13 protein-coding genes and 1 pseudogene are annotated in these 18596 nt (G+C 67.3%); 6 read left to right on the top strand and 8 right to left on the bottom strand.

The window, feature by feature from the left end:
- The first annotated feature begins 21 nt into the window (after positions 1-21).
- From OXU42_12910 to OXU42_12895, 4 genes are all read left to right on the top strand, one after another.
- The gene (locus OXU42_12910) at positions 22-1029 is read left to right on the top strand and encodes a TRAP transporter small permease subunit (GenBank protein ID MDE0030287.1); all 1008 of its coding nucleotides are present in this window, start codon (positions 22-24) and stop codon (positions 1027-1029) included.
- Position 1030: 1 nt separating this feature from the next.
- Entirely contained in the window at positions 1031-3688 is a 2658-nt protein-coding gene (locus OXU42_12905; protein MDE0030286.1) for a TRAP transporter large permease subunit, read from the top strand.
- 908 nt (positions 3689-4596) lie between these two features.
- Positions 4597-9006: a RecQ family ATP-dependent DNA helicase gene (locus OXU42_12900; protein MDE0030285.1), complete on the top strand. Its 4410-nt coding sequence runs from the start codon at positions 4597-4599 to the stop codon at positions 9004-9006.
- 68 nt (positions 9007-9074) lie between these two features.
- Positions 9075-9899, top strand: a complete 825-nt coding sequence (locus OXU42_12895) for an ion transporter (protein MDE0030284.1) — start codon at positions 9075-9077, stop codon at positions 9897-9899.
- Positions 9900-9961: 62 nt separating this feature from the next.
- Here the strand turns inward: OXU42_12895 and OXU42_12890 are convergent, their stop codons facing one another.
- From OXU42_12890 to OXU42_12870, 5 genes are all read right to left on the bottom strand, one after another.
- Complete coding sequence (locus tag OXU42_12890) at positions 9962-10867, bottom strand: fumarylacetoacetate hydrolase family protein (protein MDE0030283.1); 906 nt, start codon at positions 10865-10867, stop codon at positions 9962-9964.
- 129 nt (positions 10868-10996) lie between these two features.
- Positions 10997-12709, bottom strand: a complete 1713-nt coding sequence (locus tag OXU42_12885) for a thiamine pyrophosphate-binding protein (protein MDE0030282.1) — start codon at positions 12707-12709, stop codon at positions 10997-10999.
- Positions 12710-12888: 179 nt separating this feature from the next.
- Positions 12889-14103 (bottom strand): hypothetical protein, encoded by a 1215-nt coding sequence (locus OXU42_12880; GenBank protein ID MDE0030281.1) that lies wholly within the window; start codon positions 14101-14103, stop codon positions 12889-12891.
- 18 nt (positions 14104-14121) lie between these two features.
- On the bottom strand, positions 14122-14928 hold the full coding sequence (gene otsB / locus OXU42_12875; protein ID MDE0030280.1) for a trehalose-phosphatase: 807 nt from the start codon (positions 14926-14928) through the stop codon (positions 14122-14124).
- 57 nt (positions 14929-14985) lie between these two features.
- Entirely contained in the window at positions 14986-15765 is a 780-nt protein-coding gene (locus OXU42_12870; GenBank protein ID MDE0030279.1) for a matrixin family metalloprotease, read from the bottom strand.
- A gap of 128 nt (positions 15766-15893) precedes the next feature.
- Here OXU42_12870 and OXU42_12865 point away from each other — a divergent pair, with 128 nt between their 5' ends.
- Together OXU42_12865 and OXU42_12860 are read left to right on the top strand one after the other, a co-directional pair.
- A complete protein-coding gene (locus OXU42_12865; GenBank protein ID MDE0030278.1) occupies positions 15894-17093 on the top strand; it encodes a carboxylate-amine ligase in 1200 nt (399 codons plus the stop codon).
- A gap of 5 nt (positions 17094-17098) precedes the next feature.
- A pseudogene (locus OXU42_12860) lies at positions 17099-17281 on the top strand (antitoxin, Phd family protein).
- Here OXU42_12860 and OXU42_12855 read toward each other — a convergent pair.
- The 3 genes from OXU42_12855 to OXU42_12845 all read right to left on the bottom strand — a co-directional run bounded on the left by OXU42_12855 (position 17235) and on the right by OXU42_12845 (position 18209).
- Positions 17235-17552, bottom strand: coding sequence for a HEPN domain-containing protein (locus tag OXU42_12855; GenBank protein ID MDE0030277.1), 318 nt, complete (start codon positions 17550-17552; stop codon positions 17235-17237). The pseudogene OXU42_12860 and the gene OXU42_12855 overlap by 47 nt on opposite strands.
- Positions 17539-17853 (bottom strand): nucleotidyltransferase domain-containing protein, encoded by a 315-nt coding sequence (locus OXU42_12850; GenBank protein ID MDE0030276.1) that lies wholly within the window; start codon positions 17851-17853, stop codon positions 17539-17541. Before OXU42_12850 ends, OXU42_12855 begins: the two co-directional genes overlap by 14 nt.
- A 119-nt stretch (positions 17854-17972) precedes the next feature.
- Positions 17973-18209, bottom strand: coding sequence for a hypothetical protein (locus tag OXU42_12845; GenBank protein ID MDE0030275.1), 237 nt, complete (start codon positions 18207-18209; stop codon positions 17973-17975).
- Positions 18210-18596: the final 387 nt, after the last annotated feature.

Raw genomic sequence — 18596 nt, 5'->3', positions numbered from 1 at the left:
TTCGCACCAGGTTTCTCCACGGTGGCAAGGGCTCGGTCGGACGCGGACGGCAACCGACCCGGCACGGCGAATGCGCTCTATCGCGCGTTGGCGCTGTCGCTGGCCGCGACGACCTTTGTTTACCTCTTCAACAACTACCTCGACTTCTGGCAGGGCTGGCCCGGCGCGGGGCGCGTCTTCATGGGCGGACCGTTGCGCGGAACGGCGGCGCTCCAGGCATGGCTGCAGCTCGCCAGCTATGTCCTCACGGTAGTCGCCGTCATCGTCCTCGCGCTCAGGACGCGCGACCGGCCCTTCGCCTCGGACGCCGCGCTGCTCAGCGCGGTCACCGCCTATATCATCGGCACGGCGTTCTGGGCAACGTTCCTGATCGGCATCGTCGACGGCATCATTTCCTTCCTGCGCGTGGAAGGACTGTTGCCCGCGGTTTTCGGCGACACGCTGGCACAGCAACTGGGCATCTCCCGCTTACGCGGCACCTACGTGCATCTCCCCCTGATACTCATCGCGGCGGTGATCGCGTGCTTCAAGCGGGGGCTCGACTTCATCTGGCTTTCGCTGCTGGTGGTGGTGGCCGAGTTCCAGATCGTCATCGCGCGCTTCATCTTCTCCTACGAGCAGGCCTTCATGGGCGACCTGGTACGTTTCTGGTATGCCGCGCTGTTCCTGTTCGCCAGCGCCCACACGCTCGTCGCGGGGGGCCACGTGCGCGTGGATGTCCTGTTCACCCACTTCAGCGAACGGCGCAAGGCCCTGGTCAACGCGTGGGGCTCCATGGTCCTGGGCGTGCCGCTGTGCTGGACCATCCTTGCCGTGGGCATGTCGGGCAAGGCGTCGGTCATCAACAGCCCGCTGCTCTACTTCGAGACGTCGCAGAGCGGCTTCGGCCTCTACGTCAAGTACCTGATGGCGGGGTTCCTCGCCGTCTACGCCGTCTCCATGATGACGCAGTTCCTGGCGTACTTCCTGGACGCCATGGCCGTCCTGCGCGGCCAAGCCGCAAGTCATCCAACACCCGAGCCGTCCTGACGTGGAACTGTTCTTCCTCGCACTGCTGATCCTGGCCATGGCCGCGGCCCTGGCATCGGGTTTCCCGGTGGCGTTCGCGCTCCCCGGCTCGGCCATCCTGACCATCGGGCTGGCCGCGGTGGCCGGCTACGTCTTCACCGGCGACACCCACTCCTTCTTCGCCCAGGACGGCCCCGTCCAGTGGCTCACCGCCGGCGTCACCAACTTCCGCGGGGTCTACTGGGAGGTCGAACGCGACACCATCATCGCCGTGCCGCTGTTCGTGTTCATGGGCATCATGCTGCAGCGCTCCAAGATCGCCGAGGACCTGCTGGTGACCATGGCGCGCCTGTTCGGGCCGGTGCCGGGCGGTCTCGGCATCTCGGTGGTGCTGGTGGGGGCCCTGCTCGCCGCCACCACCGGCATTCTCGGCGCCACCGTGGTGGCCATGGGCCTGATCTCGCTGCCCGCCATGCTGCGCAACGGCTACTCGCGGCAGCTCGCCACCGGGACCATCTCCGCGGCCGGGACCCTGGGCCAGATCATCCCGCCCTCGGTCGTGCTGATCATCCTGGCCGACCAGCTCTCCAACGCCACCGACCAGGCGAGCACGTTGCGGCAGGTGGACTACAAGGCCGCCACCGGCAACTTCGTCATGCCCACGGAGTTCGACATCACCTCGGCCAGCGCCGGCGACATGTTCCTGGGCGCCATCGTGCCCGGGCTGGTGCTGGTGGGCCTGTACGTCATCTATATCCTGGCGGTGGCGCTCATCCGGCCCGGCAGCGCGCCGGCCATCCCCATGGAGGGGCGCTTCGATCGCGAGTTCGCCCTCAAGGTGGTGCTGGCGCTGGTGCCGCCCCTGGCGCTGATCCTGGCAGTGCTCGGGTCGATCATCGCCGGCATCGCCACGGTCAACCAGGCCGGCGCCATCGGCGCCGTCGGCGCCACCATCATGGCCGGATACCGGCTGACCGAAGGACAGCGCGGGTCCTTCACGCCTGCCATCATCGCGGGCGTCTCCCTGATCGCGCTGTTCGTCCTGCTGGCGACCGTCGACCTGAACATACGCACCGTCCACGGCGCCTACGAGGCGGCTGGCGTCATCGCCGCCGCCATCGCGGTGACCGGACTGCTGGTGGCGGTGGTGTGGAGCGGCTGGCGCGCCTACCGCACGGAACGGATGCTCGCGGGCGTCATGGTGGAGACCGCCAAGACCACGGCCATGGTCTTCATCATCCTGCTGGGCGCGGCCATGCTCACGGCGGCGTTCCGAGGCTTCGGCGGCGAGGAGCTGGTGAAGGAGTTCCTGACCACCCTGCCGGGCGGTTTCTGGACCCAGTTCGTGGTGGTCATGGCGGTGATCTTCATCCTCGGCTTCTTCCTCGACTTCATCGAGATCGCGGTGGTGGTGGTGCCCATCGTGGCGCCCATCCTGCTGTCGGATCCCTCCGCCAACATCACCGCGGTGTGGCTCGGCGTCATGATCGGCGTCAACATGCAGACCTCCTTCCTGACGCCGCCGTTCGGCTTCGCCCTGTTCTACCTGCGCGGCGTCGCCCCGCCCTCGGTGCTGACCACGGACATCTACCGGGGCGTGGTGGCGTTCATCGCGCTGCAGCTCGTGGCCCTGGGCATCGTCGGGTTCTATCCTCCCCTCGTGAACTACCTGCCGGCACGCACGTCGCTCACCGGGGAGACCGCGCCGCCGCCGCGGAACCCGCGCCTCCAGCGCTGCCTGGAACAGTACCTGTTCGAGCAGTACGATCGCGACGCCGAGACCATCCGGGCAAGCATACGGACCGCTCAAGGCCTCGATACGAGCTATCTCCCGGAGAAAGTGCGCAAGAGCCTGACGGGCGGCATGGAAAAGGCCGCGCGCACCTTCGACCTGGTTTCCGAGGTCCGCCGTACCGACGCGGAACGAAAGGCGTTCGGGGAGACCTACAAGTCCACCCATGCCGTGGTCCGGAGGATCAACGCGGACGAGCGGCGCATCGACCGGGAGATCCGCGAGATCCGGACCACCATCCGGCGGATGGGACGGAATGCCGACGCCGAGGTGGTAGCGGAGTTGCGCCACGAGGTCGAGGAGCTGACGAAGCGAAGGGAACAGGTGGAGGCGACGCGCCCGGAGGGAGAGAAGGAGCTGCGCAAGCGCTACCTAGCACTGGAGAAGAAGGAAAACACCGCCCGCCGCGACTACCGGCGCAATGTCGACGATGCCGCCTCGTCGGTTCGAACGGTGCGCGAGACGCTCGCCAAGGTTCCGGCCCTGGAAGCAGCCGGCGCGAAGATCAAGGCCTTGCCGGAGATATTGAGCACGCAACCGCCTCAACAGGCGGGCGCCGCGATCCGCGACGCCGAGCGGGCACTCCGCGCCGTTCCCGGAACCCACGACTTGCGGGAAAACCTCTCGAAGGCGCGCTCGGACGCGAGGCGCGGCGCCTCCGGCCGGCAACGCGCCGAGAAGCGGCTGGGGGATGCGGTGGCCGAGTTGGAGCGGGAGCTGCAATGGCGCTCCCGCGCCGCCCGTGACCTGGACCCCGGTCTGGCCGCCTACGAGGACGCCCTGCGCGAAACCATAGGCATCCGCCAGCTCGAACGCCTGCCGACCTCGACGGCCAAGGAAGTGGCCGCCTGCCTGTCGCACCACCGGGACATCTCGTTGAGTTTCTAGTTCAACCCAAGTGTCCTCGCGTATTCATAAGCCGGTATGTAAAGCCCCACCACAGCCCCTGGATTCCCGCTTCCGCGGGAATGACGTATTGTGACATGTTTGCGTAGGGAGTTTGACACGGCCTGTTCCGTGGGAATGACGCATTCGAGGAGGTACGGTTGGGAACCGGGGAACGCGATCCTATCCTCTCGGGCTGCCTCGCGCTGGATCTGGAGGTCGGTAAGAACGATGAGACGATTCACGCTTTCGGTGCCGTGCGCGAGGATACCGGACGCCCTCTGACCTATTCCGGCGGCGACCTGAACCTGGCCCTCGACAGACTCGATGCATTTGCCGACGGCGCCTCTTTCCTTCTCGGACATAACCTGATCGCCTTCGACCTGTCCCACCTGCGGGCCGCGAAGCCCGACCTGCGGCTCCTTCGGCTGCCGGTAGTGGACACGTTACGCCTGAACCCTCTAGCCTTCCCGCGGAACCCCTATCACCACCTCGTCAAGCACTACCAGGACGGCGGGCTGCGGCGCCGGCAGGTGAACGATCCCGAGTTGGACGCCCGCCTGGCGCTTGGGGTGTTCGGGGACCAACGAAGGGCACTCAAGGAAGCGGACGCCGATCTCCTGACGGCGTGGCACTGGCTGGTCATGCCCTCTCCGAAGGGCGCGGATCGCACGCTGGACGCGGTTTTCTCCGATCTCCGCGGCGGCGCGGGCCGCCCGTCGGATGCCGCAGCGCGCGCCGCCATCCGGAGGCGGCTTGAAGGCGCCGGCTGCGCCGTCCAGGCGGCCGAGGTGGTGGCGGCGCAGGCGGACGGACCGGCCCAAGCCAAGGAGCCGGCGGCGACGGCCCGCTCCCGCTGGTCCCTGGCGTATGCGCTGGCGTGGCTTTCGGTGGCCGGCGGCAATTCGGTCATGCCTCCCTGGGTGCGCCACCAGTTCCCGGAGGCGGGCCGGCTGGTGCGGCGGCTGCGGGACATGGCCTGCGCGGAGCCTGACTGCGGCTGGTGCCGGGAACGCCACGACCCGCGCAAGGAGCTCAAGCGCTGGTTCGGCTTCAACGACTTCCGGCCCGAGCCTGTGGACGACGACGGACGGCCGATGCAGCGCACCATCGTCGAGGCGTCCATGACCGGCCGGCACGTGCTCGGGATCCTGCCCACGGGCACGGGCAAGTCGCTGTGCTACCAGATCCCGGCGTTGTCGCGCTACGACAAGACCGGCGCGCTGACGGTGGTGATCTCGCCCCTGGTGGCGCTCATGGCGGACCAGGTGGCCGGACTGGAGGCACGCGGCATTGCCTGTTGCGTAGCCGTGAACGGGCTCTTGTCCATGCCCGAGCGCGCCGACGCCCTGGACCGGGTGCGGCTCGGAGACGCGGGCATCCTGCTCTGCTCGCCCGAACAGCTCCGGGCGCCTTCCCTGCGCCGCGCCCTCGGCCAGCGGGAGATAGGCGCCTGGGTGCTGGACGAGGCCCACTGCCTGTCGCGCTGGGGGCACGACTTCCGCCCCGACTACCTCTACGTGGGCCGGTTCATCCGGGAGAGAGCCGACGGCGAGCCGCCGCCGGTGCTGTGTCTCACGGCCACGGCCAAGCCGGACGTAGTGAACGACATCACGCGACACTTCCGCGACCGGCTCGGCATCGAGCTGGCGGTCATCAACGGGGGCGTCGAGCGCTCCAACCTGACCTTCGAGGTCATGCCCACCTCCGGCGGCGCGAAGTTCGCCGACATCCACCAAGTGTTGACCTCGCACCTGCCGGCGGGAGCGCCCGGCGGCGCCATCATCTACTGCGCCACGCGCCGCCAGAGCGAAGAGGTAGCGGAGTTTCTGCAACTCAAGGGCGTGGCCGCGGACCATTTCCACGCGGGGCTCTCGCCGGAGACCAAGAAGGACGTGCAGCGGCGCTTCATCGGCGGCGAACTGAACGCCATCGCCGCCACCAACGCCTTCGGCATGGGCATCGACAAGCCCGACGTGCGGCTGGTGATACACGCCGACATCCCGGGGTCGCTGGAGAACTATCTCCAGGAGGCGGGCCGCGCCGGCCGCGACCGGGCCGAGGCGCGCTGCGTGCTGCTGTACTCGGCCGAGGACGTGGAGCGGCAGTTCGGCATGTCGGCGCGCTCGCGGCTGACGCGAGCGGAGATCCACGGCATCCTGCGGGCGCTGCGCAACCTGGACCGGAAGAAGCGCATGCGCGGCGAGGTGGTGGCCACCGCCGGAGAGATCCTCGGCGAGGACGAGGAGCAGGTGTTCGAGCGCGACTCCGCCACCGACGACACCCGCGTGCGCACCGCGGTCGCGTGGCTGGAAGAGGCGCAGTTGCTCACGCGGGAAGAGAACCGCGTGCAGGTGTTCCCCTCGTCACTGCGCGTGCGGTCGGCGGAGGAGGTGCGCGAACGTCTTCAGCGAGCGCCCGTCACGGCGGCTTATCGCGACCAGTTGGAACGCGTGGCCGCGGCGTTGATCGACGCCAGGCCGGACGACGGCCTCTCCACCGACGAACTGATGGGCGTGTCCGGCCTGAGCCCCGAGGGCGTGCGCCACGCCCTCTACGACCTGGAACGGCTGGACATCGCCAGCAACGACACGGCCTTGACCGCGTTCGTTCACGCGGGCGTGGAACACTCTTCCCTGAAGCGTCTGGAGGCGGCGACCGAACTGGAGACCGCGCTGATCCGGCACATGCGCGACGCGGCGCCGGACCTGGGCAAGGGCGACACCTCGTCGCTGCACCTGCGTGTGGCCTCCCAGGTGCTGCGGGACGAGGGCCTGACCGACCCCCTGCCGGAACGGCTGTGGCGCATCCTCCGGGGCATCGCCTACGACGGCCGTGGCGAGGACGGCGCCGCCGGCAGCCTCGCCGCGCGCAAGCTCGACGCGGAGATCGTGCGGGTGACGCTGCACCGCGAATGGGAAGCAGTGGAGGAGACCGCGCGCATACGGCGCGACGGAGCCAGGCTCCTGCTCCAGCACCTGCTGGAATGCCTGCCGCCAGGCGCCCGCGGCACGGACCTGCTGGCGGAGACCACCCTGGGCCGGCTCACCCATGCCCTGGTATCCGACCTGGAGATCAAGAGCAGAATCCGCTACCCGGCAAGGCTGCTGGACCGCGCCCTGCTGTGGCTGCACGAGCTGGAGGTCATCCGTCTCAACAAGGGGTTGACGGTGTTCCGGCCTGCCATGACGATCCACCTGCAACAAGAGCGGCGGGGCTTCGCCAACGCCGACTTCACACCCCTGGCGTTTCACTACCGCGGACAGGTGATGCAGATCCACGTGATGGTGGAGTTCGCCGAGCGCGGCCTGAAAGCCGTGGCCGATGCGACCCGGATGGCGCTGGACTACTTCGCGCTGAAGCAGGATGCGTTCCTCGAACGCTGGCTGCCCGGACGCACCCGCGAGATCGGGAGACAGACCACGCCCGAGTCGTGGACGGCTATCGTGGAGGAACTCAAGCACCCCGTGCAGCAGCGCATCGTCGCCGACGACCGCGAGCAGACCAACGTGCTGGTGTTGGCAGGCCCGGGCTCCGGCAAGACCCGTGTGCTGGTCCACCGCATCGCCTATCTCATCCGCGCCCGGCGCGAGAACGCCCGCGGCATCCTGGCGCTGGCCTACAACCGGCATGCGGCCGTGGACATCCGCCGCCGCCTCGGGGAGCTGATCGGCGATGACGCGCGCGGCGTGACCGTGATGACTTGCCATGCCCTGGCCATGCGACTCGCCGGAGCGAGTTTTACCGGGCGCGAGGAACGCCCGGACGACGATATGTTCCGGGACGTGCTGCAAAGGGCCATCGACCTGCTGCGCGGACAAGGGCTTGCGCCGGAGGATGCCGACGAGCAGAGGACGCGTCTTTTGGCTGGTTTCCGTTGGATCCTGGTGGACGAGTATCAGGACATCGCCGCGGACCAGTACGAATTGATCTCGGCGCTCGCCGGGCGGACGCTCGACGACGAAGCCGGCAAGCTCACCGTATTCGCGGTGGGCGACGACGACCAGAACATCTACGCTTTCAACGGCGCCTCGGTGGAGTATATCCGTCGCTTCCAGGAGGACTACGGGCCGCGGCCCGTACACCTCATCGAGAACTACCGCTCCACCGCCCATATCATCGACGCGGCCAACACCGTCATCGGGCCGGCGCGGGATCGGATGAAGGAAGAGTATCCCATTCGCATCAACGCGGCACGGGCCAAGGAGGCGCCGGGCGGGACTTGGCAGGAGTTGGATCCCGTGGGACGGGGACGGGTTGAAATCCTGTCTACGCCGCGGGACCCGGTGGCGCAGGCGAGGATCGTCATGGCGGAGTTGCAGCGGCTGTCGACCCGGTCACCCGACTGGGATTGGGCTCGCTGTGCCGTGATCGCACGCGAATGGAGCTATCTGGTCCCGGTGCGCGCGTTCTGCGAGGCCAACGAAATCCCGGTTCAGATGGGCAACGAGGAGATTCCCGGCTTCTGGCGTCTGCGCGAAACCCGGAACCTCGTCGAATGGCTGCGAGGTCGCGACTCCGGGCTCGTGGACGGCGCAGCACTGCGCGGTGCGGTGGAAGCGTGCCCGGCCGGCCCTTGGCAGGATCTGCTTCGGCAAGCCATCGACGAGCACGCGCTGGAAACCGGCGGCGGCGAAACCTCCGTAGACCACGTCATCGAATGGTTCGCCGAGTGGGGCCGTGAGATACGTCGGCGGCAGCGCGGCCTCCTTCTGCTCACCGCCCACCGCGCCAAGGGGCTGGAATTCGATCACGTCGCCGTGTTGGACGGGGGATGGGAACGCGTGGCACGCAACGACGACCCCGACGCGCCGCGGCGGCTCCTCTATGTGGCCATGACGCGGGCGCGGGAGACCCTTGCGCTCGCGAGTTTCGAAGGAGCTCAGCCGCTACAGGACGGGTTGCTCACGCGTCCCTCCGTACTCCGCCGGGACCCGCTCGAACTTCCCTCCTGCCAACCCTCGCTACGATACCGCCACGTCCAGCCCACTCTCCGTGACGTGGACCTGGGGTTCGCCGGGCGCCATGCCGCCCGCCACATGACGCACCGGGCCATCGCCGCGCTGGCGCCCGGCACCGCGCTGGAAACACGGGTGGTGAACGGAGGCCGGTGGGAACTGCAGGACTCCGCCGGTACGACCGTAGGGCGCCTCGCCGCGAGCTTCGAGCCGCCGCCTGGCATGCGTTGCCGGTCCGCCTCTGTGCTGGCGATCATCGCGTGGAGCCGTGAGGCGTCCGAGCCCAGCTACCGCGACGCCGCCAAATGCGACACATGGGAGGTGGTGGTGCCGGAACTGGTGTTCGAGCCGGTGGATACCTGAGCCGCGCCCATCGCCTTGTCACCTCACGCTTCCTGTGGTTCACTCCCGCACCGAACCGGGAATGAGTGATGGGCGAATCTGTAACCCTCCGTGACCGAACTCTCTTGGACCGTATCCGCTCATTTGTCGAGCACCGCGCCACGCAACAGTGGATCACGATCCTGATCGTGCTGAACGCCCTGGTGCTGGCGCTGGAGACCAGTCCGGCGGCCATGGCGGCGGCCGGTAGCTTCCTCAAGCTCGCCGACCGGGTGATCCTGGCGATCTTCGTGGTGGAGATCCTGCTCAAGGTGGTGGGACAGCGCCGCGATTTCGTTCGCGACGCCTGGAACCACTTCGACACCATCGTGGTGGCCATCGCGCTGATCCCGGCCACCGAGTTTCTCTCTGTGATGCGGGCTTTGCGGATCCTTCGTGTCTTCCGGCTGATATCCACCGTGCCCGCCATGCGCCGCGTTGTCGGCGCGCTGCTGCACGCGGTGCCGGGCATGGGCTCGGTGGTGATGTTGCTCCTGGTGATCTACTTCGTGTTCTCGGTGATGGCCACCAACCTGTTCGCCGACCGCTTCCCGGACTGGTTCGGAAACATCGGCAGCTCGGCCTATACACTGTTCCAGATCATGACCCTGGAGAGCTGGTCCATGGGTATCGTGCGGCCGGTGATGCAGGTGTTCCCGTATGCCTGGCTCTTCTTTGTGCCGTTCATCCTGATCACGTCGTTCGCCGTCCTGAACCTGTTCATCGGCATCATCGTCGACGCGATGCAGACCCACGGCCATGGAGAGGACGCAAGCAAGCCATCCACGGCATCCGGCTCCGAACCGACCCTGACGGACCTGCAGGCCGAGATACGCGCGTTGCGGGACGAGTTGGCGGAACTGAAACGGAACTAGCCAGGAAGGCCTGCCAGCGGCTCAGCAGTGGCCCCGGAAGGGAAGACGCTAGTCCGGCGCCCTTACACCCTCGACATCCCGCCCCCGGCGGGCGGCTGCGACTTGCCCGGCATCCACTCGGTGTCCTTGCGCGGGCCGTCGGCGCGGACGGTGAAGCGTGCCTTGCCGAGCTTCTCGATGTCGATCTCCAGGGTGTCGCCGTTGTTCATGGGGCCGAGGCCCACGTGGTAGGTGCCGGTGGCGATGACGTCGCCGGGCTGGAGCTGCACGAAGCGCGACAGCCACGAGACCAGCTCCGGGATCTTGTGGGCCATGTGGCGGGTGTTGTAGTCCTGCCGGGCCTCGCCGCCCACCCAGGACTTGACGGTGAGGTCGTGGGGATCGGGGACCTCGTCGGCGGTGGTGATCCAGGGGCCGCAGGGGCTGTGCGTGCTCTGCCCCTTGGGGAGGAACTGGGTCCTGCGCACCATTCCCCGGTTGGAGATGTCGAAGAACGGCACGTAGCCGAAGACGGCGTCCATGGCGTCGGCCTCGGAGACGTCCCGGCCGCACGGCCCCATGACGAAGGCCAGCTCGGCCTCGGGCTGGGTCACCACCACCGCCGGAATGTCGGGCAACTCCACCGCTCCTTCCGGCCCCAGCAGCTCGGGCGCCTTGTAGAAGAACTCGATGGGGAGGCTCTCGGGCGTGCGCTCGGGGGAATCCAGATAGTTGACGAACGCGGCGAGGCACTTACTCGGTCTCGGGATGGGCGCCAGCAGCTTGACCACGCTCAACGGGAAACCGGACCCCTCGCGCAGCAACCGCTCAAACTCCTTACGGTAGTCGTCGAAGTTGGCGATCACCTCCTCCATCACCCGCTGCGGACCCTTCTCCACGCGGTGCTGGATGATGCCGCTCACGTCCACCACGTTGGCGCCGTTCTTGAGGACGCCGATGCGATCGTCGTTGAAGCGCAGAATCTTCATGGGGCTGCCGTCCTCTCAGTCTCAGGGGTGTCGGGTGACGCCTTCGGCTAACCCGACCTGCCATGGAGTCCGCCGTCCCGACCCGTTGAAGCCGCAGGTCGGATTAGCGAAGCGTCATCCGACGGGTTGCTATTCGTTGACCGGCTCCAGCCAGAGGTCCACCAGTGCGAGCCGTCCTTCGCGGGCGGCCTGGAGGCCCCGCTCCAGAGCCCCCTTGACCTCGGCCGGATTCTGCACGCGCTCGCCGAATCCGTCGAAGGCCCGGGCGATGGCCGGATAGTCCGGCGCCGGCGCGATGGAGGTGCCGACGAACTGGTTGGTGCGCACCGCCCAGCCCTCGGGGTAGTACGCCGGCACGCCGCGCTTCATGGACTTGTAGCCGTGGTTGTTCATGAGCACGATGAGGATCGGCATGCGGAATTCCTGGGCGAAGCCGAAGCCCGCGATGCCCGGGTTGTAGTTGAAGGAGCCGTCGCCGATGACCAGCACCACGGGACGGTCCGGCTGCGCGGCCTTGACGCCCAGGGCGGTGCCGAGACCCGTGCCCAGGCCGCCGATGCAGCCGCTGAAGAAGTTGCCGGGCTTGACCCGGTCCAGGTACTGGTGCAGGGCCATGCGGTGGGTGATGGTCTCCTCCACCAGGTAGACGTCCTCGGGCAGCACCTGGTTGAGCTGGTACATGACCCAGTCGGTGTCCATGGGCTCCTTGGATTCCAGGCTCCGGGCATGCTCGGCCCACGCGGCCCGGCGCGCCGCGCCCTGCTCGCGCAGCTTCGCGCGTCGTTCCGTCGCCGCGGCGCCGCCGTCGACCCCGTCCTGGCCGAGCCGCTCCACCAGCGCGCCCAGGGACGCCTCCAGCTCGCCCGCGATGCTCAGGTCCACCTGCACGCCCCAGTAGGGCAGGTTCATGTGCAGCGGCTCCTCGTCCAGGGCCACCACCTTGGCGCCCTGGGCGATGGACGCCGATGCCGGATGCCACGGCTGGGTGGCGCCGATGAGGCAGACCACGTCGGCATCTGCCATGTACTCGCCGGGGTCGAAGCCGGCGTGCAGCTCGTGGTTCCGCGGGAAGTTGAAGTAGCCGCTGCTGCGGGTCTCCACCACAGGGGCGCTGAGCAGTTCCGCCAACTCTACCATGCGCTCCACGATGGCCGTGTTCTTGCCCGCGTTCTCGCTCACGATGACGGGGTTCCGCGCCGTGCGCAGCAGACCCGCCAACTCCGCGATCCCCTCGGGGTCGGGGCTCGGCATGGTGGGCATGGACACCTTGAGGGGCGCCTCCCGCGTGACCTTGTCGAACAGGTACTCCATGGGCAGCGACACGAACACCGGTCCGCGCGGCGAGCTCATGGCCATCTGACAGGCGCGCTGGATGGTGGACACCAGGATGTTCTTGTCGTTGACCCCGAAGCTCCACTTCACGCACCGGTCCACCAGCCGCGCCGGGCCGCCCACGTCCGAGAGAAAGCGCATCCACTGGCCGCCGGGATCGGGGCCGTCGTCCTCGCCGAAGGCGATGGACTCGCCGGTGAAGACCACCATGGGCACCTGCTCGTGGAGCGCGCCGCGCAGGGCCATGGAGCCGTGCAGCGCGCCGACGGTGGTGTGGATCATGACGCCGGGCAGCTTGCCGGTGGCCTTGGCGTAGCCGCTGGCCATGGCCAGCGCGATCTCTTCGTGGCGCGAACTCAGGTACACCGGCATGCTCTCGTCCGGCTTGGCCAGTGCCTCCCATACCGGCGACCACTCCGAGCCCGGCGAGGCGAAGATGCGCTCCACGCCCATGCCCGACAGAACGCGCAGAAAGGCTTCTCCGCCCGTGAGTCCGTTGACTTCGATCATGTTCGCTTCCTCCGTTGGTTACGATTGTCCGCGTCGGCGTCAAGGCTCGCCCCCCAACCCCTGGATTCCCGCTTTCGCGGGAATGACGGATAGGAGGGTGGGAATGACGGGTGCGGGCCGCGTTCCGCGCTCCCGGAACTCGTCCATAGGTAGACCACGCCGCCGGGGCGGTCAACTCCTCAACTTGGCTTGGCGGCGAAGGTGGGGAGCCACCCTGCTGGCGGCCTCAGGTCCAGCGAGTTTTCGTCGATGGATGTGCGCCCGGACAGGAGCACGCGCTCGCCACGGTAGCCCCACACGCGCAGGTCGGCCCACACGTGTCCGTCGCCGCCGAGAGGGATGCGCGGCCGTCCCACCTTGCGCTGGGCGACGTAGCCCTCGCCGCGCCGCACCAGCCGTTGCAGGCGCGAGCGGCCCACGCGCGCGCTGGGCAGAAAGCCCCGGCTCGCGTGGCTGCGGATGGGCTTGAAGACGAACCGGTCCCGGTCCGCGGCGAGGCTGTCGAGGTTGTCTGGCCGGAGCAGGTGGGTCTCGGGGATGTGCCGGCTCAGGACCGTGCGCTCGCCGGCCTCGATGCCGAGGTCACCGTCCCATTGCGGCAAGGAAAGGAACTCCAGCAGCCGCTTGTCGCTGCGCGTGGCGTAGGTGAAAGGACTGGGCGCGACGTAGACGCCGCCTCCCAGGAACGCGGCGCGCAACGCGCGCGTCACGTCCTTCTCCAGGTAGAAGTCCGTGGAACGGTTGACGATGAACGACACCGGCTCGCCGCGGTGCCGCAGCCGCGTCCCGTCCCAGTCGAGTTCCGCCGTGGAGGCCACTTCCGCGCGCCAGCCCTCCTCGCGGAACAGCTCCCGCAGCATCTCCATCTCGCGCTGGAACTTGCCCCGTTCCAGGGCCGCGGGCTCGTCCAGGATGAGGAAGAGGCCGTCGGGCATGGTGCCGAAGAAACCCTCGGCCTCCCGCCGCACCATGCGGATGATGTGCTGCCCCAGTTCGGCGGCCGACGGCGGCGCTTCGACGATGGCCCCGCGGTCCGGCTCCAGGAGCGCATGGTAGCATTCGTTGATGAGGCCGGCGAAGAGAAGCCCGGAGCCGTTGTCGTTGAACTCGATGACCTGCCACGGGCCCTGTGGAGGCAGATGGAAGTCCCAGGCGCTGAAGAAGCACACCTCCGGCCGGTGCGCCGGCACGCTCTGGCCCGACGATCCGACCACGGCCTCCTGCCACACCGGCCGGGTGGTGACGTCCTCGAAGACGCGGATGAACGCGTCGATCTCGTCCAGCACGGCGGCCGGGATCACCTGATGGGCGAACGTGACCGAGAACTCATCCGGAACGCCGGGGATGCCCCCGGCACGGAGGCGGCTCCAGAACTCTTGGCGCCGGTCCTCCATCAGCTTGTCGCGGGGGCGTTACGTGGACTCATGCAGAACACGTACCAGACACTGGAGGAAACGCGCCACCTCGGCAGTTTCCTCCAGCCGGTACCGCGCCGCCGTCGGACGGGCCTCGTCGGCCACGAGAATCCCGACGCCCCTGCCGTCCACCGCCTCGAAGGCGTCCTCGTCGGTGGTGTCGTCGCCCAGGTAGAACGGCACCACGTCCGCGTGGTCGAGGTCGAGAGCCTCCAGGATCCACTGGACCGCCTTGCCCTTGTTCCAGTCGAACCGCGGACGGATCTCGAAGACCTTCTTGCCGTGGGTCTTGCGCAGCGTGGGGTAGTCCGGCATCAACCCGTCCACCACGGACTCCACGCCTGCCACCGCGGACTCCTGCACGAGCCGGTAGTGCACCGCCAGGGAGTAGCCCTTGGTTTCCAGCAAGAGACCGGAGGTATTCCCGAGGGCGCGGCGCAGCCGCTGATGCAGTTCCTCCATGGCCGGGAGAAACTCCTGCCCCACCTCGTGGTGGATGCCGGAGCCCTCGGGACCGACGATCTCGAATCCATGTGTCCCGGCGTAGAAGAGGTTGTCGAGGCGGACGTGCGCCTGCACGTCCTTGCGCGCGCGCCCGCTGACGATGGCGGTCACGCAACGGTCGCCCAGCCGCCGCACCACCGCGCGCATCTCGTCGGAGAGCACGGCCTGCTCGGGGGTGTCGACGATGGGTGTCAGGGTCCCGTCGTAGTCGAGGAACACCGCCGCGCGCCTGCCCCTGAGCGTATTCTCGATGTCATGGAAGTCGGCCAGCGCGGACGGGATCGTCCATTCGGAGATCATCACCGCGTCACCGGTCTTCGGCGCCGCAACCCCGCCGCTCTTGCCGGTCGACGGTGCTCATCCCGAAGTCCGCCCCCAGCATTCCATTTCGCTCCACTCATCCTCGGGAATGGAATAGGAGTGCATGCCGGCGATCAATCCCGCGCGGTTCAGGTTGCTGGGACAGATCATGCGCTCGTCGATGTTCTTCTCCGCCAGCTTGGCGTCCATGAGGTCGTGGCTGTGATCCGAATGGCCCAATCCCATGGCGTGGCCGATCTCGTGGGCGGTCATGTTCTGGGCCTCCACGGAGCCCACCCCCTTGAGCGCCAGGTACACGTAAGCCTTGCGGATCCCCTCCCGTGCGTTACGGCATTTGACCTGGGCGGCGCCCACGATCCCGGGCAACAGGTCGTCGAGCAACTCGATGGTGATGTCCGCCTCCTCACTCGCCCTTTCCTGCATGACGTAGAAAGGCTGCACCCGGTTCCATTGCAGCACGCCACGGCGTATCGCGAGCGCCACCTCCAGGGATACCCCGGCCCGATCGTTGACCTTGAACGTCACCACGTCACGGCCCACGGGTTTCCAGCGGGCCACGGCCCCGTCCTTGCACGTCATCCGTCGGATGTGGACCATGCGGCCGGCGTCGCCGTGGCCCTCGGATTCGTGGCCGTGGCCGTCTCGGACACCGTCTTCGTGCTCACAGAAGGTTCCCGTCTCGACGCCTCCGGCCTTCAGGCACATGTGGGCATCGGCGGAGTGGAACAGGGTCATGGAGAACGCCACGGCGAGAAGGGGAAGGATTGTTTGATTGGGCGTGATCATGCTGACGTCGGCAAAAGCCTTGGGAGCCATCGATCGCGTCACCGTAAACCCGCCCTTATACAGGGTCGCGCCCCCGCCTGCAAGCCGTGTAAAATAAACTCCGTACTGCCGCAGGGAACCCGGAAACTCAGGCAGCATCGCGGTTGTGATAAAATGGGTTGAAGGAAGGCAGCGAACGGGCAACGGAAGGCAACGTCACCAGCACCGAATCGGGTGAACTCATGGACATCACTTTCGGCATCGAGGAAGAGTTCTTTCTGGTCGACCCGGAAACCCGGGACATGATCGCCGACCCGGACCCCGGGATCTTCGACTGGTGCGAGAAGAACCGCGGACCCCACTTGTTCGTCCACGAGTTCATTCGCGCCCAGATCGAATGCAACACGCGCGTGTGCGAGTCGGTGGCCGAGCTGCGCGGCGCGCTTCAGGAGACGCGCGCCATCGCGGCCGAGGGCGCGCGCCGGCACGGCGCCCGGGTGATGGCGGCGTCGACCCACCCCTTCGCGGCGTGGGAATCCCAGATGCACACCCCCAAGGAACGGTACCAACGGCTGGCCAACCTGTTCCAGGAGGACGCGCGCCGGTTCCTGGTGAGCGCCATGCACATCCATGCGAGCTTCGGTGACGCCGACTCGCGCATCCGCGTCATGACGGCCATGCGGCGCTACATGCCGCTGCTGCACGCCCTTTCCGGTTCGTCGCCCTTCAGCGGCGGGCGGGAGACCGGGTTCAAGTCCTACCGGCTGACACTGCTCGGCGCGTTGCCGCGCACCGGCCTGCCCGGTCCCCTGTGGTCCCGGGCGGAATTCGACCAACTCGTGGCCGACTACCAGCGCATGAGGCTCATCGGCGACGGCACCGAGTTGTGGTGGGACATCCGCCCGTCCGCGCGCTTCCCCACCATCGAGTTGCGCATCTGCGACATATGCCCGCGCATCGACGACGCCATGTGCATCGCCGCCCTGTACGCGTGTCTCATCCAGCGCCTGTCGCGCCTCGACCGCGAAGGCGCCCTGCCGCAGGAACCGCCCACCGAGATCATCGCCGAGAACCGCTGGCTCGCCCAACGCTACGGCGTGCTCGGCTTCCACGGCGACACCGAGCACGGCGGCCGCAAGGACGTCGCGGACTTCGCCGCCGAACTGGTGGAAGAACTGGCCGACGACGCCCGCTCGCTGGACTGCGAGCAGGAAGTGCGCCACACCCTCGACATCATCCGCGAAGGCGCCGCCGCCGACCGCCAGATCGACCTCTTCCGCCTGCGCCGCCTGGAGGGCGACACCGACGCCCAAGCGCTGCGCGCGGTGGCGGACCTGGTGATGGAGGAGACGGTGGAGGGGGTTGGGGAGGGGGAATGAGCTTCAAAAACGGTGAGGCCAAGGCGGTCCCGCAGGCCATAGATCATTACGAGCGGATGCAGGAAACCGTCGCGCTTCTCAAGATCCTGGCACTGGGAACCAGGCAGATCGAAGCAGGCCAAGTCCAACCCGCTACCGAGGTCATCGCAAAACTCCGTCAGTCCGTGCGTCCACGGCGAAGTATGTGAGTCTTGCGGCGCGGCGCACCGCGTCCGGTATGTGCTCGCCACGGGCTTCGAGGACGGTCATCAAATGGGCCAGATCATGAATATAGGGAAAGTCTATCCCACGCAGGATCATCACTGCCTTGATGGCCTTCTCTGCGGCTTGTTGTGCGTCGAAGCACAGATCTTCCAGGTAGGCATTGGGAATCCGATGTTTCGCCCGAGCCAAATTGCTTCTTGCGCGGTTCAGCCATTCCCGCGGGTCGTCAGGTGGAAAGCGCTCAGGCGGATTCATAAACCACCCGACCCTCCCGCATCGCGGGCTTGATGACCAGCGCATGGCTGTCCTTGTAACGCTCCACGTCCGTGGGCGTTACGACAACGACATCCACCGCCACGCCTATACCGAAAAGGTTCTCGTAAATCCGACCCGCCAGACTGCGCCGGTGCGCTCCTGCCTTGATGACCAGCAAATCAACGTCGCTGTGACGGTGTGCGTCTCCCCGAGCCGTCGAGCCAAAGAGAATGATTTTCTCCGGCTGGGCCACGTGTACGATCCGGCTGACGAGTTCGTCCAGGGTCTTCTGGTTAACCATTGCTCGAATCCCCGCTCCACAGTGTACTACGGCTCACGCATCTTCGTCCGCTTGGCCACTTTCCAGGAGGGACTCCGCCCACCGTCCGTCCCGGCCTGAGTCCACCAGCGCCACGACGATCACGTCCGATCCGCGTCGCGGGCGCGCAGGATGCTGGAGGCTGCCACGCGCAAACCCGCCGCTTCCTTGCGTTCACGAACGCCCCGCAGCCACGCGTCGAGCGCGGGGCGAGATGCGATGCGCTCCAACTCACATCGGAGAAACTCCTGCATGGTCTGCCGCCGCGACGCCGCCCGGACCGCCAACTCATCGCGAACGTGTTCCGGGACGCCTCGAATGGTGATTTGTACAGCCATGCAGTCACTATGACGGCGAGTGCATCAATCAGCAAGCACACGGAACTGCTTCACACGCCCGCCCGGCTGACGAGTGTATGGCGGAACCGGGACGTTCCCTCAACCATGCCCGCAAATTGCCGCCGACCAGGTTTGCTGCTAGTCTACAGGGAAATTTCGCACGCATCCGAAGACGCCCGCAAGCAAGGCCGGGCGCTGCCAGTGCAGGAGGTTTTGCCATGTCCGTGATCGATGCCGATACCCATGTCGACGAGTCCGATGCCACTTGGGCCGCGTTGGAGGGGACGCCCTATGCGAAGTACATGCCGGTGACGGTCCACATGTCCGACGAGGAGGCGAACCGGGCCGGCTTCAACACCACGACCCGGCGCAGTTGGGTAGTGGAGG

Source organism: Deltaproteobacteria bacterium (genome assembly GCA_028818775.1).
Lineage (GTDB): Bacteria > Desulfobacterota > Binatia > UBA9968 > JAJDTQ01 > JAJDTQ01.
This window is presented reverse-complemented; position numbering and strand designations above follow the sequence as displayed.